Annotated in this window: 23 protein-coding genes; 21 read left to right on the top strand and 2 right to left on the bottom strand. The window is 42.1% G+C overall.

The features are described 5' to 3' along the window. The first annotated feature begins 48 nt into the window (after positions 1–48). The 11 genes from B9Y89_RS13385 (at position 49) to B9Y89_RS13425 (ending at position 9,062) form a co-directional block, all read left to right on the top strand. Positions 49–696 (top strand): lysozyme family protein, encoded by a 648-nt coding sequence (locus B9Y89_RS13385; RefSeq protein ID WP_085523710.1) that lies wholly within the window; start codon positions 49–51, stop codon positions 694–696. Positions 697–755: 59 nt separating this feature from the next. Then, on the top strand, positions 756–1,838 hold the full coding sequence (xerS, locus tag B9Y89_RS13390; RefSeq protein WP_085523711.1) for a tyrosine recombinase XerS: 1,083 nt from the start codon (positions 756–758) through the stop codon (positions 1,836–1,838). 337 nt (positions 1,839–2,175) lie between these two features. Next, positions 2,176–3,666, top strand: coding sequence for a carboxylesterase/lipase family protein (locus B9Y89_RS13395; RefSeq protein ID WP_085523712.1), 1,491 nt, complete (start codon positions 2,176–2,178; stop codon positions 3,664–3,666). Positions 3,667–3,938: 272 nt separating this feature from the next. Continuing rightward, a complete protein-coding gene (locus B9Y89_RS19615; RefSeq protein ID WP_369596744.1) occupies positions 3,939–4,013 on the top strand; it encodes a putative holin-like toxin in 75 nt (24 codons plus the stop codon). 434 nt (positions 4,014–4,447) lie between these two features. Then, a complete protein-coding gene (locus B9Y89_RS13400; protein WP_176222224.1) occupies positions 4,448–4,792 on the top strand; it encodes an ArsR/SmtB family transcription factor in 345 nt (114 codons plus the stop codon). Positions 4,793–4,805: 13 nt separating this feature from the next. Then, positions 4,806–6,107: an arsenic transporter gene (locus B9Y89_RS13405; protein ID WP_254901254.1), complete on the top strand. Its 1,302-nt coding sequence runs from the start codon at positions 4,806–4,808 to the stop codon at positions 6,105–6,107. Between the two features lie 137 nt (positions 6,108–6,244). Then, on the top strand, positions 6,245–6,664 hold the full coding sequence (gene arsC / locus B9Y89_RS13410) for an arsenate reductase (thioredoxin) (RefSeq protein WP_085523715.1): 420 nt from the start codon (positions 6,245–6,247) through the stop codon (positions 6,662–6,664). 30 nt (positions 6,665–6,694) lie between these two features. Beyond that, a complete protein-coding gene (locus B9Y89_RS13415) occupies positions 6,695–7,021 on the top strand; it encodes a YnfA family protein (RefSeq protein ID WP_085523716.1) in 327 nt (108 codons plus the stop codon). Between the two features lie 384 nt (positions 7,022–7,405). After that, on the top strand, positions 7,406–8,035 hold the full coding sequence (locus B9Y89_RS13420; RefSeq protein ID WP_085523717.1) for a hypothetical protein: 630 nt from the start codon (positions 7,406–7,408) through the stop codon (positions 8,033–8,035). Positions 8,036–8,192: 157 nt separating this feature from the next. Next, on the top strand, positions 8,193–8,360 hold the full coding sequence (locus B9Y89_RS19090; RefSeq protein WP_176222225.1) for a hypothetical protein: 168 nt from the start codon (positions 8,193–8,195) through the stop codon (positions 8,358–8,360). A gap of 108 nt (positions 8,361–8,468) precedes the next feature. Further along, on the top strand, positions 8,469–9,062 hold the full coding sequence (locus tag B9Y89_RS13425; RefSeq protein ID WP_085523718.1) for a class I SAM-dependent methyltransferase: 594 nt from the start codon (positions 8,469–8,471) through the stop codon (positions 9,060–9,062). A gap of 13 nt (positions 9,063–9,075) precedes the next feature. Here the strand turns inward: B9Y89_RS13425 and B9Y89_RS13430 are convergent, their stop codons facing one another. Continuing rightward, positions 9,076–9,798 (bottom strand): DUF4396 domain-containing protein, encoded by a 723-nt coding sequence (locus B9Y89_RS13430; RefSeq protein WP_085523719.1) that lies wholly within the window; start codon positions 9,796–9,798, stop codon positions 9,076–9,078. Between the two features lie 186 nt (positions 9,799–9,984). Between B9Y89_RS13430 and B9Y89_RS13435 the strand changes: the two genes are divergently transcribed. The 8 genes from B9Y89_RS13435 to B9Y89_RS13470 all read left to right on the top strand — a co-directional run bounded on the left by B9Y89_RS13435 (position 9,985) and on the right by B9Y89_RS13470 (position 18,568). Then, positions 9,985–10,314, top strand: coding sequence for a metal-sensitive transcriptional regulator (locus B9Y89_RS13435; RefSeq protein ID WP_085523720.1), 330 nt, complete (start codon positions 9,985–9,987; stop codon positions 10,312–10,314). Positions 10,315–10,328: 14 nt separating this feature from the next. Further along, positions 10,329–12,725: a heavy metal translocating P-type ATPase gene (locus tag B9Y89_RS13440; protein ID WP_085523721.1), complete on the top strand. Its 2,397-nt coding sequence runs from the start codon at positions 10,329–10,331 to the stop codon at positions 12,723–12,725. 48 nt (positions 12,726–12,773) lie between these two features. Continuing rightward, a complete protein-coding gene (copZ, locus tag B9Y89_RS13445; RefSeq protein WP_085523722.1) occupies positions 12,774–12,980 on the top strand; it encodes a copper chaperone CopZ in 207 nt (68 codons plus the stop codon). Positions 12,981–13,135: 155 nt separating this feature from the next. Further along, positions 13,136–14,290 (top strand): AI-2E family transporter, encoded by a 1,155-nt coding sequence (locus B9Y89_RS13450; RefSeq protein ID WP_085523723.1) that lies wholly within the window; start codon positions 13,136–13,138, stop codon positions 14,288–14,290. Between the two features lie 92 nt (positions 14,291–14,382). Beyond that, on the top strand, positions 14,383–15,006 hold the full coding sequence (gene ytaF, locus B9Y89_RS13455; protein ID WP_085523724.1) for a sporulation membrane protein YtaF: 624 nt from the start codon (positions 14,383–14,385) through the stop codon (positions 15,004–15,006). Between the two features lie 131 nt (positions 15,007–15,137). Further along, positions 15,138–15,839 carry a response regulator transcription factor gene (locus B9Y89_RS13460; protein WP_085523725.1) on the top strand — a complete coding sequence of 234 codons (702 nt, stop codon included), beginning with the start codon at positions 15,138–15,140 and terminating at the stop codon, positions 15,837–15,839. A 244-nt stretch (positions 15,840–16,083) separates the two neighbouring features. Continuing rightward, entirely contained in the window at positions 16,084–16,461 is a 378-nt protein-coding gene (locus tag B9Y89_RS13465; protein ID WP_085523726.1) for an ArsR/SmtB family transcription factor, read from the top strand. Continuing rightward, the gene (locus B9Y89_RS13470) at positions 16,445–18,568 is read left to right on the top strand and encodes a heavy metal translocating P-type ATPase (protein ID WP_085523727.1); all 2,124 of its coding nucleotides are present in this window, start codon (positions 16,445–16,447) and stop codon (positions 18,566–18,568) included. Before B9Y89_RS13465 ends, B9Y89_RS13470 begins: the two co-directional genes overlap by 17 nt. 76 nt (positions 18,569–18,644) lie before the next feature. Here the strand turns inward: B9Y89_RS13470 and B9Y89_RS19620 are convergent, their stop codons facing one another. Further along, entirely contained in the window at positions 18,645–19,046 is a 402-nt protein-coding gene (locus tag B9Y89_RS19620) for a DUF1189 family protein (protein ID WP_369596745.1), read from the bottom strand. 286 nt (positions 19,047–19,332) lie between these two features. On the opposite strand from B9Y89_RS19620, the gene acs reads away from it, so the two are divergent. Continuing rightward, positions 19,333–21,282 carry an acetate--CoA ligase gene (acs, locus tag B9Y89_RS13480; protein ID WP_085523729.1) on the top strand — a complete coding sequence of 650 codons (1,950 nt, stop codon included), beginning with the start codon at positions 19,333–19,335 and terminating at the stop codon, positions 21,280–21,282. A gap of 157 nt (positions 21,283–21,439) precedes the next feature. Further along, positions 21,440–23,140 (top strand): pyruvate oxidase, encoded by a 1,701-nt coding sequence (locus tag B9Y89_RS13485; RefSeq protein WP_085523730.1) that lies wholly within the window; start codon positions 21,440–21,442, stop codon positions 23,138–23,140. Positions 23,141–23,165 lie beyond the last annotated feature (25 nt).

The following is a 23,165-nucleotide window of genomic DNA, read 5'->3' on the forward strand; positions in this document are numbered from 1 at the left end:
TCTTTTATAATGAAGGTAGATTAGAGAAGAGATAATGGGAGATAGGACATGAAACAGACAAGCAAAAAGAGCAGTCCCTTAGCAACATGGCTCGTTTTGTTGTTGATCATTTTTACCATCGGGGGAGTGATCAACTCTCACTCTGGTGAACCCGACAGAAATAAAAGAGATCGATTTGAAAACGTAAAAGATTATCAACCCATGATAGAAAAAATATTGGCCAAACATGACCTTGAAAAATATACACCCGTCATTCTTGCATTAATGCAGCAAGAGAGCAGAGGAAAAGGCGGCGATCCGATGCAGGCTTCTGAATCAGCAGGCCTTGCCCCGGGAAGCATTGACAACCCGAGAAAAAGTATTCGTCAAGGGATTCAACATTTTCAAAGTATATTAGAGCGTGGCAAACGCAGGCAAGTTGACTTTAGCACGATTATGCAGGCCTATAATTTTGGGCCAGGCTATATTGACTATGTGGCCAAACATGGTGGGGAACACAGTGAGGCACTGGCCAAGAAATTTTCGATGATGCAAGTTAAACGGAAACCAGAACTCTATGACTGTGGAGGCGACAAAAGTAACTTCCGGTACCCATATTGCTATGGGGATTTTACTTATAGCACCAAAGTGAATCGGTATATTGAATCACTAGAGAAGTCCACCCCAGTGAATGCTAGTCCGGAAGCCGCCAATTAAACCCTTAACATTCATTTTGTGTTATTTTATATGGTAATATTAATATTGGGTGAGAACATATGAGTCAGGAACATGATTACCATCGTCTAGTAGAGAAGGTCAAGGAGCTTCCTTGGTATGTGGAAGAGTTCATTGATCATAAACGTCGGAGGATGTCCTCGTCGACACTATTAAATTACTGTCACGATTATATCATCTTTATAGATTGGCTCCGGACCGAGGGATTTTATCAAGGCAATCGAAGCGAGTGTCCAATGAGTGTACTGGAAACATTAACACCGAAACATATTGAAAGTTTTTTATCCCATTTGGAGTTGCAGCTTGGCAATACCAAACGAACGGTCAACCGTAAGATTTCTTCGTTAAAGGCTTTATTTCATTTCTTGCAGAATATTGCGGAGACGGATGAACTTGAACCTTATATCTATCGAAATGTTTTAGCGAAAATTGATTTTAACAATGTCAAAGAGACCATGGAAACGGTGGCCAATCGAATTGAAGGTAAGATCCTACATAACGACGAATACGAACAATTCCGCCAATTTGTCGCGGCAGACTATGGTGAACAGCACCAAGATAATAAAAAAATGTATCATTTTCATCAAAAAAATCGCGAACGGGATACAGCGCTCGTATCCTTGCTCCTAGGTTCCGGTTTGAGACTGTCAGAAGTCGTCAATCTAGATGTCGATGATGTTGATTTTAAAAAACACAGTGTCCGCGTCATTCGCAAAGGCGGTAAAGAACAATTCGTTTATTTTAGCGAACAAGCCATGGTTGATTTAGATGAATACTTGCGGATTCGAAAAGATCGTTATCGGTTACCCAAGAATGAAAAATCGCTTTTTGTATCAACAGCGATTGGTCCGAGAAAAACATCAAGAAGGCTGTCAAATCGAGCCGTTGAAAAATTAATCGAAAAATATGCAGTTGCCTTTGGAAAACCGGCCTTAACTGTGCATAAGTTACGACATTCCTTTGCGACGCGCTATCATATGGAAAATAATGATGTGCCCAAGTTAAAAAAACATCTAGGTCATTCGTCAGTACAGACGACGATGATCTACACGCATATGACCGACAAAGAAATGAAACGCGCCATTGATCATATGGATCGAATGGATTCGGAAAGCGATGAGTGAAATATATATTATATTTTTCGGGGAATCGTCCCGATCATGTTAATGAAGAATTAGAAAAAAGTGACCAATTGATTGCTTCGCTTATAGATGAACTTGTGGAATTAAAGAACAAATAGTTGAAGAACGATTGATGTGGCGGAGTAGCTATTGAACGTCGATGTTAGTGCATCGGCGTTCTTTTTATTTCCTAAAACAATTAAATTATTCCTGTTTGAAACAATCTAGTTTGGATATTTCAGAGCCAAATATCGTTATGCTTTTTATTAGCTTGATGGTTGCATTTTTTATATAATAAACATAATAAAGCGTTTTCATTTTAAGAGAGGAAGAGATGCAGATGTCAGCCACTATAGTTGAAACGCGTTACGGACAAGTCAAAGGGGAACAAATTGAGGGGGTTTATGTTTGGAAAGGGATTCCATATGCGAGCCCGCCGGTTGGGTCGCTGCGATTTCGTCCGCCTGAACCGCCTGAAGCATGGGAAGGGATATGGGAGGCGACGGAGTTTGGTCCAGCTGCCCCGCAGACATCGCGACAAATCATGGCATTTTTGGGAGATGATCCAGAACATACGAGCGAGGATTGTTTGTATCTTAATGTTTGGTCGCCGGGAGCGGATAATAAGAAACGTCCGGTGATGGTCTGGATTCACGGGGGTTCATTTACGAATGGTTCAGGTTCTGGTGATGGTTACGATGGCATCTCTTTCGCATCCCTAGGTGATGTGGTCGTCGTTACGATCAATTACCGATTAGGTATCTTAGGATTTTTGCACCTGGATGATGTTGATGGTGAAAAATATGCCTCTTCTGGTAACTGCGGATTACTCGATCAAGTGGCCGCTTTAAAATGGATTCAAGATAATATTGAAGCATTTGGCGGTGATCCGAATCGCGTGACGATTTTTGGTGAATCAGCGGGTGCGATGAGTATCGGCGTATTAATGGCGATGCCCTCAGCACAGGGGCTCTTTAACCAGGCTATTTTGCAAAGTGGCGCCGCGAGTAATGTATTGACGCGTACGACAGCGACACAAATGGCTAACATCGTTTTAAATGCCGTAGAGGTAGCATCTGATGACTTGGCAAAACTTGAACAGATGCCGGTTGACCAACTATTAGAAGCTGCTTCAGATTTGCCTGCATTAGGATTGGGGCCTGTTATTGACGGAGTCACACTACCAGAGAGTCCCGAAGAAGCCTTATCTAGCGGTATTGCTAAAGATATTCCTAGTATGATAGGGACAAACCTCGATGAATTTCGGTTGTTTACTTTTTTTGATTCTAGCTGGAAAACATTGAGTGAGGAGGAACTGACTCTCCGTTTCGAAAAAGTATTTGGTGCACTTTGGCCAAAGTTGTCGGATCATTTTATTGAAAATAATCATGAGACTTTAAGCCAATCACTTTTTGATCGATTGATGACATTTAAGATGTTTACTTTTCCGGCAATACAATTGGCGGAGACCCAAGTCAAACAAGGCGCCACAGTATGGATGTACCGTTTCGATTGGCAGAGTCCGGTTTTTAATGGAGAGTTAAAAGCTTTTCACGCTTCGGAACTACCATTTGTTTGGCATAACATCAACAAACCGAAAGCGGGTAATATTACGGGCGAATCGTCCACGCGATATGAAATGGCTAATCAGATGCACCAAGCTTGGATCAGCTTTGCACATAGTGGTAACCCCAATACACAAGAAATCCCTGTCTGGCCAGGTTACGATACCAACGATCGATCAACTATGCTTTTTAATGTAGAAAGTAGGATAGAGAAAGATCCGAACCGTGAAGAACGCGTAGTATGGGAAGGTAATCCTGAGGACTAGAGATTATCGAAATACGGAATGAAAAATCAGCCTGTCGAGGTCAATCCGAAGACAGGCTGAAAGCTTTGCTTACATTAATTGTCTTGTAGCAGTTAGATTGACGGCCTTTACCCATTTACTTCCAAATCTTTTTATTACTAGATAAAACATATGTTCGAATGTCGTTATTTATGCTATAATTATGGTACAGCTACATAAGCAGGGTGGGCGGTGGCACCCGTCTATCGTTTCTCGTCTTGTGCATGTCGCAGCGAGAAAGGGGGTGTTGCCGAATGACAACTTATCAAGCACTGGTCCTTATGATCAGCTTTGCGACGTTAGTTGTCCTTATGAATAGAAAAAAGTAACCCACCCTGCCGGCCAGTAGGGTCAATGGATTACTTTTCCTGAAAGCCACCGCACTTCCTGCGGAGTAGCTGTATCGGACGTCGATGTTAGCGCATCGACGTCCTTTTATTTTATTTCCTAAAATAATTATAATATTCCTGTTTGTAAAAATCAATTAAAACAACAATACATGAGCTGATCATCCTTGATTGCATTGCGGGGTCTCAAGACTCATGCTATTCCCGTGAGTCGCCGCCTGCCGTTCCAATCAACGATGTTAACGCGCTGAATTGACAAACACTAATACATTAGACCGTTCGAGTGTTCGAATCAATGATGAATATAAGCATTTATGAAATTGACTCGCTTGCATAAATAAGTATGTGCTTATACAATAATCTTGTTGTTTAATATAAGTACATACTTATATATTAATAAAAAGATTCATTTGGAGGTGATTCAATTGGAGAAAGAGGTTAAAAAAGTTGCTAGTGTTCTAAAACTTGTCGGAGATAAAACCCGATTAACTGTGATTGGCTTGTTGTTGAAACGTGAGTGTTGTGTTTGTGAATTGGTTGAGGTTTTTGAAATGAGTCAACCTTCAATTAGCCAACATCTTCGTAAACTTCGTGACGCAGGATTAGTGAAAGAAAGACGCAAGGGGCAATGGATTTTCTATTCGTTGAATAGAGAAAGTGAGTCTTATCCGTTGATCGAGATGTTGTTAAAGCATATTCCAGATCAACAGGAAAAGCTTGATGCTTTGGAGGCTGAAGGCAAACGAATTTGCTGTGATTAATGGAGGTATTGGATTGACTTCTTCTGTAATTTTAGCATCATTGATCTTTATCATCACACTGGTATTAGTCATTTGGCAGCCAAAAGGCCTAGGCATTGGATGGACGTCTTGCGGTGGCGCGATTCTGGCCTTGATTGTCGGAGTCGTTGACTGGGGTGATGTCGTAACGGTGACAGGTATTGTTTGGAATGCGACATTAACCTTTGTTGCCGTGATATTGATTTCATTGATTCTCGATGAAATTGGTTTTTTTGAATGGGCGGCATTACATATGGCCCGAATTGCAAAGGGTAACGGGATTAAAATGTTTGTCTATATTATTTTGCTTGGGGCGATCGTGGCAGCATTTTTTGCCAATGATGGTGCGGCGCTGATACTGACACCGATTGTGTTGGCGATGGTTCGGCACTTAAATTTTGAAGAGAAAATGGTTCTGCCGTTTATCATGGCCAGTGGATTTATTGCTGATACCGCGTCTTTGCCGCTAGTCGTCAGTAACTTGGTCAATATTGTTTCTGCCGACTTTTTCGGAATTGGATTTGTCGAGTATGTGTCACGGATGATTGTACCATATTTGTTTTCAGTTGCTACTAGTATCGTTGTCCTTTATGTATATTTTCGCAAACGTATTCCTCAAAACTATGATCTTAGTCAATTGAAGCATCCAAAAGCGGCGATTAAAGATCACGGGATGTTTCGCTTGTCCTGGGCTGTTCTAGCTGTATTACTTGCAGGCTATTTCGGCAGTGAATTGATTGACATTCCTGTATCAATTGTAGCAGGTATCATTGCTATTTTCTTTTTGATCATGGCTCAACGGCGTTCAGCTGTTCCGACAAAACAAGTCATCAAGGGTGCACCGTGGGATATTGTGTTTTTCTCTGTTGGGATGTACGTTGTGGTCTATGGTTTACAAAATGTCGGGCTAACAAGTGTGCTGGCCAATGTGATTCAGGCAGCTGCTGAACAAGGGGGATTTGTTGCAACGATTGCAACAGGATTCATTGCAGCCATTCTTTCTTCCATTATGAACAATATGCCGACGGTGATGATCGATGCCCTTGCCATTGCGGACACAAACACGACGGGCATCATTAAAGAAGGTCTTGTTTACGCCAATGTGATTGGTTCTGACTTAGGACCGAAAATCACCCCTATTGGGTCATTGGCTACCTTATTGTGGCTTCATGTGTTGGCGTCAAAAGGCGTCAAGATTTCTTGGGGCTATTACTTTAAAATTGGCATCGTCTTAACTGTACCCACGCTGTTCATCACACTGACAAGCTTATATATTTGGCTTCTGGTGATTTCATAGGGAAGTTTCATTATAACAGGTTAAGGATTTTAAAAAATAAAAGGAGCCCTTCCCTGCTTTGCGAAGTACTACCATATCATTTAGCAGAGGAGAAAGAGCGACGTAGTAAAAATGATTGTAGAGGGAGCGAATCAACCATGTCAAAACCGATCATTTATTTTCTTTGCACCGGCAATTCCTTTCGGAGTCAAATGGCTGAAGGATGGGGGCACAAATATTTGGACGGTCAATATGAGGTCCATTCCGCAGGCATCGAAGCGCACGGGATGAATCCGAAAGCGGTTGAGGCCATGAAAGAAGTTGGGATCGATATTTCCGATCAGGAATCAAAGATCATTGATGCTGAGCTTTTAAATAAGGCTGATTATGTCATTACCCTTTGTGGGGATGCGAAAGACAAATGTCCCATGACGCCCCCTCATGTCCAGCGTGATCATTGGGGATTTGAAGACCCAGCTCAAGCAGAAGGAACCGAAGACGAACGATGGGATGTGTATCGTCGGGTCCGTGATGACATTGGCGACCGTATCAAGCAATTTGCGCGGCTTTCAAAGTGACAGCAATTCTGTAGAAAAAGGAGTCAAACCATGATGTATTCTGTTCTGGTATTTATACTTGCGGGGTTGGCTGAAATCGGTGGAGGGTACCTTATTTGGCTTTGGTTAAGAGAAGGTCACTCTTTCTATTGGGGACTTTTGGGTGGTCTAACTCTGGCTTTGTATGGCGTGATCGCGACGTTTCAAGTGTTTCCTTCTTTTGGAAGGGTTTATGCTGCCTATGGTGGGGTGTTTATTATTCTCTCGATTTTGTGGGGTTGGGGCATTGATAGAAAGGTTCCCGATCTATACGACTGGATTGGCGCTGGGATTTGTTTAGTCGGTGTATCAGTGATGCTGTGGGCGCCACGTCACTGATAGAGACCATATTCTCACGTAATTTTTAGGCCAGCATGGAAATGTGCTGGTTTTTCTTTTAAATTAATTCTTATAATTTTAGGCTTTCGGGTAAAGCGGATGAAAAACTGCTATGTATCATTGAGGTGAGATTAATACTTACAAAAAAGAGGATACGTCTAAAAAGTTTTAACGATAAATGTTAAATTTTTAATAAAGGAGACATTTTTTAGATAATGGGGTTTGGAGCAGGTATTGAGGCAATGAGGATTAAGGACAAGGATATGTATAAAGCGAATAAAATTCAGTGGTTGATTGTAAATGCATTTTTTGGGGCTTATTGATATAAACTTTTTGTCTTCATTTCTTCTGTATTTTTATAATAATGTGAAGGAGCGTTTCCTCTTGAAAAAATCTTATTTATTTCTAACGATAGTTTTTGCTTTTATTTTGATTATTGGTGTGGGATGCAGTAGTAAAACTAGTAAAGATGATCATATAGCTTATATTTCATCCAATACGAATTCTGATTACGTCAACACATTCAAAGATTTAAATCTAGGGATTCTTTATGATTTTGATATCGAACAACCTCATGCAGATAAAAGTTGGGTAACGGTTTGGGTTGAAGGTTATCGTAATGGCGAAAAAATGGATCCGTTTCATCTTACTGAGTTCTCTTATGGTTTGAGCCCTAAACAAAAGCAAAGTGGGCATTTAGGATTTGGGATCATAAGCCCTAATAAAACCCCGTCATTATTTATATACGCGCCTCCCGGAATGCAAAGCCCACATAAGATAAAAAATAACATCGCATTTTCTAAAGGAATTAGCATGTGGGATTACGCTATTGGAGACGGAAAGGAAGCTTTAGATGCGGGAGAAACAGAAATATTAGGTGTTTACAGGCAAGCCAAAAAATCTTTAGAAACATTTGATCTGCAAAGTGAAGATGCTATCAAAAAAATAATAAAAAAGGATAAAATGGTCCTTTTACTTAAGATAAAAGTGGAAAAAAGGAATGAAGCGGATTAATTAAAAATTATTGTAAAGCATGGTATCAGTATAATGGATCAAGCGTGGGCTACATCATTTTGGCATTCCTTATGCTCTGCAAAAATTAAAGATGACGAAGGCGATGCATACGTCAAAAACAGGCTGTTATTGTTGATAGGTGAGGAGGTAAAAGGGTATGACCACGAGTCAGTTTGTACGTATAATCGGTGTCATCTTATTGATCGTTGCTTTAATCATTTTACCTGTGTTTACAACCATCTACTATAAGATGTTCTATTACACTGGGGCTGTTCTTTTAATGATTGCCTTAATTTGCAAAGTTATTATTAATCCTATTCATTAGTTTTATTGGTGGAGTGGTCGCTTGGTATGAAAATGATAAAAGGTTCAATCAAATTCATGATAGTATGAAATAAGAAATACCAGAGTTTTAAGAAAGAAGTGAAATAAATTGGGCAAATGGTTTCCTGCCATTTATGATACATTGATGGCTCCGCTTGAGCGCCAAAAATTTAAAGAGATCAGAAGGGATCTGCTCGGAAAAGCTACAGGTCATGTATTAGAGATCGGTAGTGGTACAGGTGTCAATTTTCCTTATTATTTGCAACCTTGTCATGTGACAGCGATAGAACCGAATCCTGAGATGATCAATAATTCCCTAGATAATATTAACAATTCGTTAGTGCCAATTGATATCCATTTAGGGAAAGCAGAGGAGCTTCCCTACAAGGATAATAGCTTTGATACTGTTGTAGCGACGTTGGTATTTTGCACCATTCCGGATCCTCAAAAAGCATTGGATGATATCCATCGTGTTTTAAAGCCAGGTGGAAGTCTTGTATTATTTGAACATGTCAGTATGGATCATCCCGTTCTTTCGAAATTACAGGACGCATTAACCCCTTTATGGAAACGACTTTGTGACGGCTGTCATCTCAACCGGGACACGTTGACGTTAGTTGAGAATACTGGCTTTTATATAAAAAAGGTCGATTCCATGTCAAAGGGGCTCTTTTTGACGATTGAATGTTATAACCATGAATGATAGAAGCCATTAACTACATGGCATGTTTGATACCTTTCTTTACCAACACCCAATTGGCTGGATAACTTGTAAGGAATCCTAGCATCATAGCGATCTGCATCATAAACCAGAAGACCGCGGTGGTGGATTCAGGCATTTGAACGAAAAACACATAATGAGCAAGCGCCATCCATCCGAACATACCGATCTCAAAAGCAATCAGTGACCAGGTATCGGCTTTGATCGCATTCTTTAGAGCTTTTCCTGGTTCATCCTGTTTTTTAAATCCCATCCCGTAATATTGAAAAGCAATGCCAAAAATATAAGCCAGAATAAATTCAACCAAATAATCAGCAAACAGAGTGTTTCCAGCGATCGTTAGACCTGTTAGAGCAACAATAGGAACACCGATCATATCTCCCAATGAGCAACCGCTACTGCAATGAGTTGTTGAAACAAAAACACTTTGCCAAAAAGGTTTGCTGTTATGGCCATGGTGTCCCATGTGATTATGATGATGGTTCATGTTTCCATGATCGTGCTCCATATGCTCCGAATGATCATCTCCATTGTTCTTTGCCAATCCATAATAAGCCCAAATGCCCATAATCGGAAAGTATAGACCTGTGAGCGGCCAAACAATATTCATGATCGGCATCATTGTTTGCGGATATCGACTTACATCTATCGTGATCACAATGGCCTGTAGAATGCCTATGACAATAGCGATCCATGCTATCGTTTCTAACCCGATCATATCATCAATCCTTTCACCTTAATTTAAAACGTCTTATAAAAAATATACCCTACCCAGGCATTGAATAAACAAAGTAATTAATTTAGGATCAGCCATTTTAGTTTACGTTATTCATGTAAACCATTTGACTCAATATACCTCATAGGGGTATGATTAATATAGAATCCAATCCGAGGTGATTTTTCAATGGATGATGTCCAAAACAATACGGAATTAACCATGCAGCCCGATAAAAAGCCGGCTACACCAAGAACATCTGACGAAAAACAGCAGATGATGAACCGTTTGAAACGTGTAGAAGGTCAAGTCAGGGGTATACAGAAGATGATTGAAGACGACCGATATTGTGTTGATGTTTTGATTCAGCTTTCCGCCATTAAATCAGCATTAGATAAAGTCGGTTATTCGTTAATGGAACGGCATACGAAACATTGCGTAACCCATGCTATCCAGGAAGGTGACGGCGAAGCATATATTGATGAATTGATGAAGGTTGTCCAGCAGTTCTCTAAATAGACTGGGGGGATAATATGAGTGAAACAAAGGAAGTGTCATTAGGTATTGAAGGCATGACATGTGCCGCGTGTTCTACCCGGATTGAAAAAGTTTTAAATAAGATGGACGGAGTGGAAGCGAATGTCAATCTTGCTTTAGAAACTGCCAAGATTCATTATAAAAACGATGCGGTGAATACTGAAGACATTGTCGGGAAAATTCAAAAGCTCGGTTACGATGTGCGTAAGGCAACATCTGAATTTGATATTCATGGTATGACGTGTGCCTCGTGTTCGGCCCGAATTGAGAAAGTGCTCAATAAAATGGATGGTGTGGAAACGGCCACGGTCAACCTTGCTACAGAATCATCATCGGTCACTTATGATGAGGGCATGGTCACAGTCGAGGATATCAAAGCAAAGGTGAAAAAGTTAGGTTACGAAGCGCAACTTCAAGCTGGAGAACAGGCGCAAGAAGATCATAAAGAAAAGGAATATAAACAACAACTCACTAAATTTATCATGTCAGCTATCATTTCCATTCCTTTTATCTATATGATGGTGGGTAAGCTTGGCTTACCTGTTCCAGGCTTTTTAGAAAATGCATGGATGCAAGCTGTCCTAGCGGGTATTGTACAATTTTATATTGGTGCTCCCTTTTACATTGGCGCTTTTAGGGCGCTTCAAAACAAAAGTGCTAATATGGATGTGCTCGTCGCATTAGGTACATCGGCAGCTTACTTTTACAGCTTATATGGAACGATTCGTGCAACGATTGATCCTTCGTATGGAGCGGACCTTTACTTTGAAACAAGCGCCATTCTGATTACCTTAATTTTGTTAGGTAAATTATTTGAAACACGTGCGAAGGGCCGGACAACGGCTGCCATTAAGTCGTTGCTTGACTTGCAGGCTAAAGACGCCACGGTCATTCGTAACGGCGAGGAAGTAAAGATCCCGATTGATGATGTGCAAGTGGACGATGTACTCATGGTGCGACCGGGGGAGAAAATACCGGTGGATGGTATTGTGATTGAGGGGCAAACATCCGTTGATGAATCGATGATCACCGGCGAATCGATCCCGGTCCAGAAGACCCAAGATGAAGCGGTCATTGGATCAACCATGAATAAAAACGGCAGCTTCAAAATGAAAGCAAAGAAAGTCGGTAAAGATACAGCCTTAGCAGGTATTATCCAAACTGTGAAAGAAGCCCAAGGTTCCAAAGCGCCGATCCAGAGAATGGCTGATGTTATCTCGGGGTACTTTGTTCCCATTGTTGTTGGCATCGCTTTTCTGATCTTTGTTATCTGGATAACTTTAGTAACGCCAGGAGATTTGCCGCCAGCATTGGAAGCGACCATTGCTGTTCTCGTTATTGCTTGTCCATGTGCGTTAGGCCTTGCTACGCCGACCTCCATTATGGTGGGTACAGGCAAAGGAGCTGAATCCGGCATTCTCTTTAAGGGTGGCGAGTATTTGGAAGCGACACAAGGACTTAGTGCCATTTTGCTTGATAAAACGGGTACGGTGACAAAGGGCCAACCGGAAGTGACTGACTTGATCACAATTAATGAATCGAGTGCAGATGAATTGTTAAAGAAAGTCGCTGCTGCTGAAAATGCCTCTGAACATCCGTTAGCACAAGCGATTGTTGAGCATAGTCAAGATAAAGGCATTGAATTACCAGATGCCGATAACTTTGAAGCAATAACGGGTCACGGGATCAAAGCAACCGTGAACGATCAGATCATTTTTATCGGAACAAGGAAATTAATGGAATATCAAAATATCGCTTATGAAGGCTATGACCATACCATGGCCGATTTAGAGGATGCAGGCAAAACCGCTATGTTGATTGCTTATAATGACCAAATCCAAGGGATCATTGCCGTTGCTGATACCATCAAGGAAACGTCAAAACCAGCGGTTAAGACCTTAAAAGACCAAGGTCTTGCTGTTTACATGGTCACAGGTGACAACGAGCGTACTGCTCAAGCGATTGCGACCCAAGCGGGTATTGACCAAGTGTTTGCAGAAGTGTTACCTGAAGATAAAGCCGTTAAGGTGAAGGACCTTCAAAATCAAGGTCAAAAAGTCGCCATGGTTGGTGATGGCATTAACGATGCACCAGCATTGGCAGCGGCTGATATTGGCATGGCCATTGGTACGGGGACCGACGTCGCCATTGAATCGGCTGATATAACATTGGTCGGCGGTGACCTTGACCACATTCCGAAAGCCATAGAATTAAGCCGGAAGACTATGAAGAATATCAGACAAAATCTGTTTTGGGCATTGTTTTATAATTCCATTGGAATTCCCATTGCCGCTTTTGGCTTATTAGCCCCTTGGGTGGCTGGTGCTGCCATGGCCTTTAGTTCGGTTTCTGTTGTGTCCAATTCACTTCGCCTAAAACGCGTCAAGGTATAATAGCAGACACTTGTCTTCCCTTATCCTATAAGAAAGGGGGTTCTTACCGTGGAAAATACAACGCTTAACGTTGAAGGTATGACTTGTGCCCATTGCAAACAGGCCGTTACAGGGGCTTTAAAAGATCTCAACGGTGTCACAGACGTTGATGTCAACCTAGACAGTGGCAAAGTCGATGTCACTTATGATACAAATAGAGTTGATATCAAACAAATGGAAGAGGCTGTTGAAGAACAAGGCTACGATATTGCATAAATTATGGTCTATCCCCTAAGATTAAATGCTTGTCTTAGGGGATTTTTTAATGCCCAGTAGGATGTGAACTATTAAGAGATGTAGTAAATAGTGTGATATAGTATAAAATAGGATAGTTTTGGCTATTCTCACATGTGATAGAAAGGATCATGACTATGAATCGTTGGGCTTCCTCTTCGTTGATACGTTTTTTTGGAGGTAAAAACCTCATTTACCTTTTAGGAGTTATATTACTCGTTGGTTTGAATATTCTTGTTTACACAAAGGTTTCGTTTATTTTTCATCCTCTTGTTACTTTGATCAAAACAATCGTTCTTCCATCTGTCTTGGCCACCGTTGCTTATTATTTATTACGCCCTCTCGTTGGGTTGATGGAAAAGGCTGGTATCAAAAGGGTCTGGGGGATATTGATTGCTCTTGTCGTTTTAATAGGCTTGATCAGCTTACTTATAGTCTTAATGGTTCCTTTTTTTCAACGACAAGTAATGAGCCTTGCCGCGGAGTTCCCTCAATATCTTAAGGAGTTGGGCAATAGTATTGACCAATGGATCCGTAACTCTATGTTCGCGAATTATTATGATGATCTTTTTTCTCATCTGAATGGTGTTCTCGATTCTCCTCTGAAGAATCTGTCCGCTTATAAAGGGGAAGCGATTGAAGGCGTCACCAATTTTATTTCTCAGCTTACTAGCGTTGTGATTGCGATTATTACGCTTCCTTTTATCTTGTTCTATTTGTTAAAAGAAGGGGAAAAGTTCCCAAAGAAAGTGCTAAAGTTGCTTCCGCCCAAAATGCGATCAGATGTAAAGGATGTTTTTAGAGGGATTGATCATCAGCTCTCAGCCTATATACAAGGTCAAATGTTGGTCAGCTTCAGTATAGGGGTCATGATGGGGATTGGTTTTCTTATTATTGGATTGAATTATCCGTTCCTTCTAGCTGCGATTGCGAGTGTCACGAGTGTTGTCCCATACCTTGGGCCGGCGATTGCCATCACTCCAGCCTTAATTATTGCGATTGTGACATCTCCATTTATGCTTTTCAAACTGATTGTTGTATGGACAGTTGTTCAATTATTGGAAGGTAAGTTAATTTCACCACAAATAATGGGAAAAAGACTCCATATTCATCCTGTGACCATCATATTTATTTTACTTACAGCTGGTCATTTATTCGGAGTCCTTGGGATCATTATTGCAATCCCGGGCTATGCGATTTTAAAGGTTGTCGCCGGTCATACTTATTATCTCTTTCAACGCCGCTACAACCGTTATGTGAAGGAAGACAGTCAATATGACATTTATTCATAACCTCGAAAAGGAACCATTTTAATGATGAAATAACATAGGATGGGTTCTCTCCATATACTATCCTTAACAGGGTAGAAGGAGGTTATCCATCGATGCATTTATTTTCTTTATTAGTTTTGGCCTTTGCAGTAAGTTTGGATAGTTTTAGTGTTGGTACAACATATGGTCTGCGAAAAATGAGCATTCCCTTTTTGTCAATTGTGATTATTTCGGGGTGCTCGGCTTTTGCGCTTTTGCTTTCAATGAGTATTGGTGAAGCTATTGAATTCATTTCCCCAAAGGAAGTCAGTCAAATAGGGGGATGGATTCTGATTGTAATTGGATTATGGGCGTTATTTCAGTTCTTTCGGCCTGATCGAGAAAAAGAAGACGCTCCAAGATATCTTGTTAATTTAAAATTGAAGAAACTTGGTATTGTTATTCAGATTTTCCGTGAACCGGTAGCAGCAGATATAGACCAGTCTGGTACTATTTCAGGAACAGAAGCCTTTCTGCTAGGTATGGCGCTTTCATTTGATGCCTTTGGTGCAGGGATTGGGGTAGCTTTCATGGGGTACTCACCTATTTTGACGGCTTTTATCGTGGCATGTATGAGTGCTTTATTCCTATGGGCAGGTAAGTCATTCGGCCATTGTTTTTCGGAAGTAAAATGGATCAAGAACGCCTCTTTCATTCCTGGAGTTATATTAATTCTCCTAGGAATATGGAAAATGTGATAATACAGCACATCTTTACAAACTCTTAACACTAGCTTTACCCGTCATTTACAATGATCTATTAATATTGTAGTTGTGAGATGCTTATATATTCAATAGATCAAGTCAATTCGAATAAGGGCGGTTGTGAAATGAGTGAAAGAATTTTAGTTGTAGATGATGAAATCTCAATTGTCACATTGCTTGAATATAATTTGAATAAAGCCGGATACGAGGTAATCACGGCAACGGACGGGAATATGGCATTTGAATTGGCAAGAAAAGAAACCCCCGATTTAATCCTCCTCGATCTCATGCTTCCAGAGATAGACGGGTTAGATGTCTGCAAGCAAATCCGGCAAGAGCAACAGATGATTCCCATCGTGATGTTAACAGCTAAAGATGGTGAATTTGATAAGGTTCTCGGTCTTGAACTGGGTGCGGATGATTATATAGCTAAACCGTTCAGTCCAAGAGAAGTTGTGGCTCGCGTTAAAGCTGTGCTTAGGCGAGTTTCTCAAGGAGCCGGTGAAGGCATTCATCCTGAAGACCGCATCATCATTGGAGACTTGGTTATCTACACGGAGAGGTATGAAGCTTATTTCCGGGGAGAAGAACTTGAATTGACATTGAAACAGTTTGAGTTACTCGTCTACTTGATGAAACATGAAGGACGGGTCCTATCAAGAGAACGCTTGATGAATGCCGTTTGGGATTATGACTTCGTTGGTGATACAAGAATTGTTGATGTTCATGTCAGTCATTTGCGAGATAAAATTGAAAAGAATTCGAGAACGCCCAACTATATTAAAACCATCCGTGGTCTGGGATATAAGTTCGAAGCACCGCAATAACAAGCGTTTCACCTGATTACTATTAATCCCCAAAAATTGAAAGGTGTATGTTAAAGCTCACTGCATCCAAGAATTCAGTGTCTCTCCGCTTATAGGTATCTTCCAATCATGACGTTTGACGAATAACAAATTCTTTTTCAGTACGAAACCGAATGTTTTACAACATATTTGACAGGATAAAGTTCATCACATACACTAATATTCAAATGATTATTTGATTATTTGAATGAAAGAGGTGCAGGGTATGCCTCACGATCGCTGTGACGTGTTTTGTTACGATGAACATAAGGTGAACCGGTTAAAGGCCGAATTAACCCATATCAATGAAAGTACAGTGGTGAATATTTTTAAGGCATTGGCTGATGAGACCCGAATTAAGATTGCTTATGCCCTTTGTATCGAAACAGAACTGTGTGTCTGTGATGTTGCCAACACCATTGGCTGTACAACGGCCACGGCATCTCATCATCTTCGTTTATTGCGAAACATCGGCCTTGCTACTTCTCGTAAAGAGGGGAAACTGGTGTTCTATTCACTTGGAAATCAGCACGTCAAACAATTAATTCTACAAGCCTTTACAACCCAGGAGGAGGGGGTGAACCCCATTGGAACAAACGGTTGATCAACAAAATATTTATCGCATAGAAGGCTTGACCTGAGCGCACTGCTCTGCTCGGTTCGAGCAGAACGTTAAAGATATATCGACCGTAGAAGATGCTTCGGTCAATTTTGGTGCGTCCAAATTAACAGTTTACGGTCAAGCTAACATCAAACAGTTAGAAAAAGCCGGTGCTTTTGAAAACTTGAAGGTATATCCAGAGAACGAACAACATAACGAAGCAAAACAACCTGTATGGAAAAACCGAGAATTTCTACAGATTGTGTTGTCTGCCTTGCTATTTCTAGCCGGTTGGTTAATGGAAACGCAAGTCGAGGAAATGAGTGGGGTGGGGATCACCGCTTATGTCGCATCAATTATCATTGGCGGTCATAAGCTCCTCCGTACAGGACTTCAGAACCTCGTAATGTTACAGTTTGAGATGAATACACTGATGGCGATTGCTGTCATCGGAGCGGCTGCGATTGGTGCCTGGGGTGAAGGTGCGGTTGTGGTTATCTTGTTTGCGATAAGTGAAATGATGGAAAATTATTCAATGGACAAGGCTCGAGATTCGATCCGTTCACTGATGGAGATTGCACCGAAGGAAGCCATGATAAGGCGTGGTGATGAGGAACTAAACATTCCTATTGACGATATTCAAATCGGTGACATCATGATTGTTAAGCCGGGAGAGAAGCTGGCGATGGATGGGACTGTCGTTAAAGGGACATCAACCCTTAATCAGGCAGCTATTACCGGTGAATCTGCCCCGGTGACAAAAACGACTGATGATGAGGTGTTTGCCGGTACCCTCAACGAGGAAGGCCTACTGGAAGTTGAAGTTACAAAACGAGCCGATAATACGACCCTTGCGAAGATCATTCATCTCGTCGAGGAAGCTCAAGCTGAACGAGCACCGTCGCAGACATTCGTTGATAAGTTCGCGAAATATTACACACCTGCTATTATGGTCGTGGCTATCATCCTGAGCATTGCACCACCGCTTTTGTTTGGTGCCGCTTGGGATGCTTGGATTTACCGCGGATTGGCTTTATTAATTGTTGGTTGTCCTTGTGCCTTGATCATTTCCACACCCGTTTCAATCGTAACGGCCATCGGCAATGCCGCGCAAAGCGGTGTATTGATTAAAGGGGGCGTGTATTTAGAGGAAACCGGAGCGTTAGATACGATTGCTTTTGATAAAACGGGGACTTTGACAAAAGGCACACCTGCCGTGACAGATTTGATTCCTTTTGGAGATGCCAGTGAAAGTGACATTCTAACGATGGCCGCAACCCTTGAAAAGGGATCCGGGCATCCACTTGCATCCGCTATTTTGCTGAAAGCTGGAGAGAAGGACATCGACCTGTCTAAGTCAGAGGTCAATGATTTTTCTTCGATCACAGGTAAGGGTGTCAAAGCTTCAGTGAATGGAACCGTCTATCGTGTTGGTCATCCATCTTTGTTTGAAGAACTGGGAATCGATTTGTCAGAAGTGAACAACACTCTTGATGCCCTACAGATGGAAGGAAAAACCGTGATGGTGTTGGGAACAGAAAAAGAGATTATGGGCCTTATTGCTGTCAGAGATGTGATCAGACAAGACGCGAAGAAGGTCATTGAAAAACTTCATGGCTTAGGCATTAATCGGACAGTGATGTTAACAGGAGATAACGAAGCAACGGCCCAAGCCATTGGCAAGCAGATCGGAATAACGGATGTTCAAGCCGAATTGTTACCGGAAGATAAGTTAACAGCTATTAAACTGCAACGAGAAAATGATGATAAAATCGCCATGGTTGGTGATGGTGTCAATGACGCTCCAGCTTTGGCTACATCGACTGTCGGGATTGCGATGGGCGGGGCTGGAACCGACACGGCATTGGAAACCGCGGACATTGTCTTAATGGCCGATGATTTGGATAAACTGCCGTTCAGCGTTAAACTCAGTCGTCGGGCACTCGTCATTATCAAGCAAAATATGACCTTTGCCTTCGCTATCAAAGCTGTCGCGATTTTGTTGATCTTTCCAGGCTGGCTCTCGTTGTGGATGGCAGTGTTTGCCGATATGGGAGCCACCGTGATCGTCACGTTAAACGCCCTAAGATTGTTGAGAGTGAAGGAATGAATCCTGTCAGGAACGATATAAAAGCCTCCTGGGTCACGACGACTGACTCGGGAGGCTTTTTTTGTGCTGGCAACTATCAGTGTCTTACCTTAGGGTAGATGGTAATCATTCGTACGATTGTGATGATGAAGTAGATAGGGAGAACGAGATTTAAGATCCAATCGTTAAGGTGTAATAGATCCACAATTAAATAGAGTAGGATAGGCACAGTTAAAACAAAGGTACATATTTTCCATAATTGCCTGTATGTCAATTTTCTGTGTAAGAGTGTTCTTAATATCATACAGATGGCTGCAAGGAGCGATATGCCCATAATACATAAGATAACTAGCGGAAGGTAATAAAGAAATAAAAGATAGACTAAGTATAAAGCAAGTGGAACATCATTCGTAAATTCCCGCTCAGAAATAAGTTCAGGACTATTTAGCAGCAATGGGATGAACATAAGTATAAAGATATAACTGATCACATAACCCATATTGACACGATTTAGCCTGAATATGACGTCTTTTTTAGGCAATAAAAGACTGTTTTTAAAAGCAGTTAGTAAATCCAAAGGTTGTCAACCTCTCTAGGTCATCAATATCTATTTACTAGTATATATTAATATGTTTATTCGTCTGTAGCAAACCCTTCATTGAGATTATGGGAAAGGATAGGCCGGAGAAGACAGTCAATAGTTAAGAATTTTAGGGGCATGCTCCACTTTTTTTAGAATATAATCTTAGAAAACGCCCGTAATACAATTGAGAGGAGCAAACCATATGCCTGAAGAGGAAAAACATTTAGACACGCTTTTGACGGAAAATAGAACATTCACTCCATCGGAAGCATTCAAGGCACGAGCCAACGTCAACGACCCAAATATTTATGAGCGTGCGGCAGCTGATCCAGAGGCTTATTGGGCTGAAGAGGCGAAGAACATTACATGGTTCAGGCCATACAATAAGATTCTTAAGTGGGATCCGCCCCATGCTGAGTGGTTCGTCGGTGGTAAATTAAACGCAGCATACAACTGTGTTGATCGGCATCGCGAAGGGTCAAGAAAAAATAAAGCTGCCCTAATTTGGGAAGGTGAACCTGGGGACAGTCAAGTATTGACTTATGACATGCTCGGGCGGGAAGTCGATAAAGCAGCCCACATGTTAAGCAATCTCGGCGTGAAAAAAGGCGACCGGGTTGCGGTTTATTTACCAATGATTCCTGAACTGCCTATTTCCTTATTAGCATGCGCTAAACTTGGAGCCATTCACACAGTTGTTTTTGGCGGCTTTTCTTCCAAATCGCTACAGGAACGCATTGTTGACGCTGATGCCAAACTGGTGATTACGGCAGATGCGGGATGGAGAGGCGGTAAGCCGCTGCCGCTTAAAGCAAACGCGGATGAGGCAGTAGCGGGAACCTCGGTTGAACATGTTTTAGTTGTTGATCGTGTTGGCGAACAGGCTAAAGCTGAGAAGAATCCGGATCGTGATGTTAGCTGGCATGAATTAATAGCGAAACAACCCTCTACACCGTTCCCTGCAGAAGAAATGGATACGGAAGACGTGTTATATCTTCTATATACATCGGGAACAACGGGCAAACCCAAAGGTGTGACTCATACCACAGGCGGCTATATGGTCGGTGTGAACAATTCGATGCGAACGGTGTTTGACCTCAAAGATGAAGATGTTTTTTTCTGTACGGCTGATATTGGCTGGGTCACCGGCCATACCTATATTGTCTACGGTCCGCTCTCAGCAGGTGCAACCACCGTGATGTATGAAGGTGCACCCAATTACCCTGACCGTGACCGTTTTTGGGACATTGTTGAAAAATATGGCGTGACAACATTTTATACAGCACCAACCTCGATTCGGACATTTATGAAATGGGGCCCTGAATATGTCGAAAAACACAATCTTGATAGTTTGAGGTTACTAGGAACCGTCGGAGAACCGATTAATCCTGAAGCATGGATGTGGTTTCACAAGTACATTGGCAAAGAAAAGGCACCCATTGTCGATACGTGGTGGCAAACGGAAACCGGCTGTGCCATGATTGCCCCCTTACCAGGAATAACGGCAACTAAGCCGGGGTCGGCAACAAAACCGGTTCCGGGAATTAGTGTCGATGTTGTTGATCATGACGGCCATTCGGTTGAACCGGGTAATGGCGGCTCTCTTGTGATCACAAAACCATGGCCATCGATGCTTCGAACCATTTGGGGAGATGATGAACGATTCCGTAACACTTATTTTGGCGACTTCCCTGGTATCTATTTACCAGGAGATGGTGCACATAAGGACGAGGATAACTACGTTTGGATTCTTGGTCGCATGGATGATGTCATTAACGTCTCCGGACACCGTATTGGTACGGCCGAAGTGGAAAGTGCGTTGGTCAGTCATTCTTCCGTCGCAGAATCAGCAGTGATTGGCCGCTCACATGAAGTTAAGGGTCAGGCGATTACTGCTTTTGTCACATTAAAAGAAGGCGTAACTTCAGGGGACGAAATTATAAAAGAACTTAAACAGGTTGTTGTTAATCAGATTGGTGCCATTGCACGACCGGAGGAGCTAGTATTAACCAACGAACTTCCGAAAACGCGGAGTGCAAAAATTATGCGCCGACTCTTGCGGGATATCGCAGAAGGTCGTGACATCGGCAATACGACAACACTCGCTGATCCCAGTGTGGTTGAGTCCCTCCAAGCAGCTTTTAAAAGGTAATAACCTGTCCCTGAGTAAAAATCACTTTTAAACTTAAAAAAAGTTATGGCGAAAGACTGTTATCGGTCAAAAGATCGGTAACAGTCTTTTTTTGCAATATAATCCATGCAAATGGTCAATATTAGAGGATAGGACAATTGTTAAAGGAGGTTAGGCGATGTTTCGGAAAAAAGCCGGCGAAGCCATGATGGATCTGTTGATCGATTGGGGCGTCGATCATATCTACGGCATGCCAGGGGATTCTATTAACTCCATTTTCGAGCCGCTTAGGAAAGTGCAGGATGACATCAAATTTGTGCAGGTTAGACACGAAGAAGCTGGAGCGCTTTCTGCTGCAGCCTATGCAAAATTAACGGGGAAACTCGGTGTTTGTACAGGGATTGCTGGCCCTGGGGCCATTCATTTGTTAAACGGTTTATATGACGCCAAATTGGATCAAGTCCCTGTACTTGCGATTGCTGGTCAAGTAGAAACGGACTTGATAGGAACCGACTTCTTCCAAGAAGTTAATTTAGATCGACTGTTTGACGATGTTGCTGTGTATAACGAGCGGGTGATGTCAGCAGAACAACTGCCAACAGTTCTGAACCAGGCGATCCGCGAAGCTTATTCAAAAAAAGGTGTCGCCGTTTTGACGATTCCGGACGATATTCCGAAAATGGAAGTGGATAGTACGGCACGCCACACGGTGTCATTTAAGGTAGAATCCAATCCTCTTCCAGAAGAAAAAGATCTTGAACAAGCACAAGAATTATTAACTAAAGCGCAAAAGCCCGTGATTTTGGCAGGAAAGGGTTCGCGAGACGCAAAGGACACCCTGCTGAACTTTGCGGAAACGTTGGGAGCACCGGTTGTGCTATCACTCCCTGGAAAAGGGATTATACCGGATGAGCACCCCTATTGCTTAGGTGGATTAGGGCTCATAGGAACAAAACCTGCGTACCAAGCCATGAATGAGGCTGATACATTAGTGATGGTAGGCACATCGTTCCCGTTTGTCGAGTTCTTACCTGCTGATGCTCATACCATTCATATTGATGTTGATCCCACCGAAATCGGTAAGCGTTATCCGATTGATGTTGGGCTTGCGGGTGATGCTGAACGGACACTCAATTGGCTTAACACAAACCTTGAAAGGACAAGTGACCGATCATTTCTAGAACAATGCCAACAACATATGAACGCTTGGTGGAAGGAGATGGATCAGCAAGAAGCGGATGCATCAGTACCTATTAAACCCCAGCGGGTCATTCATGCCCTCCAACAAGTGGTTGATGAGGATGCCGTTTTATCGACGGATGTTGGGAATGTCACCGTTTGGATGGCGAGAAACTTTCGCATGACCCATCAGAAGTTTGTGATTTCGGGTTGGCTGGCCACGCTTGGCTGCGGTCTTCCGGGAGCACTGGCCGGAAAAATAGCCTATCCTGACAAGCAGGTATTTGCTATTTGCGGCGATGGTGGTTTTGGGATGACGATGAATGACTTTGTTACCGCCGTTAAATATCAATTTCCGATCATTGTCGTTGTCTTTAACAATGATAAGATCGCCATGATTAAGTATGAACAGGAATCGATGGGCAATGCTGAATTTGGTACGAATTTAAATAATCCAAATTTCGCTCGTTTTGCCGAAGCATGTGGCGGCATCGGCTTTCGCGTGGAACAACCAGAGGATTTGCTCCCGGCATTTAAAAGTGCGGTCGCGTCAAACAAGCCTTGTATTATTGATGTTGTGGTTGACGCTGAGGAAGCCCCTATGCCTGCCAAGATTACCTTTAGTCAAGCGGCCCGGTACGCCCAACATATGTTTAAAGAATTTATGGCAGAAGGGAAAATCGATTTACCGCCTCTATAACATTAATGCATGTTAATATAGACTT

Origin of the sequence: Tuberibacillus sp. Marseille-P3662 (assembly GCF_900178005.1) — a bacterium.
In the GTDB taxonomy this organism is placed as follows: domain Bacteria; phylum Bacillota; class Bacilli; order Bacillales; family Sporolactobacillaceae; genus Marseille-P3662.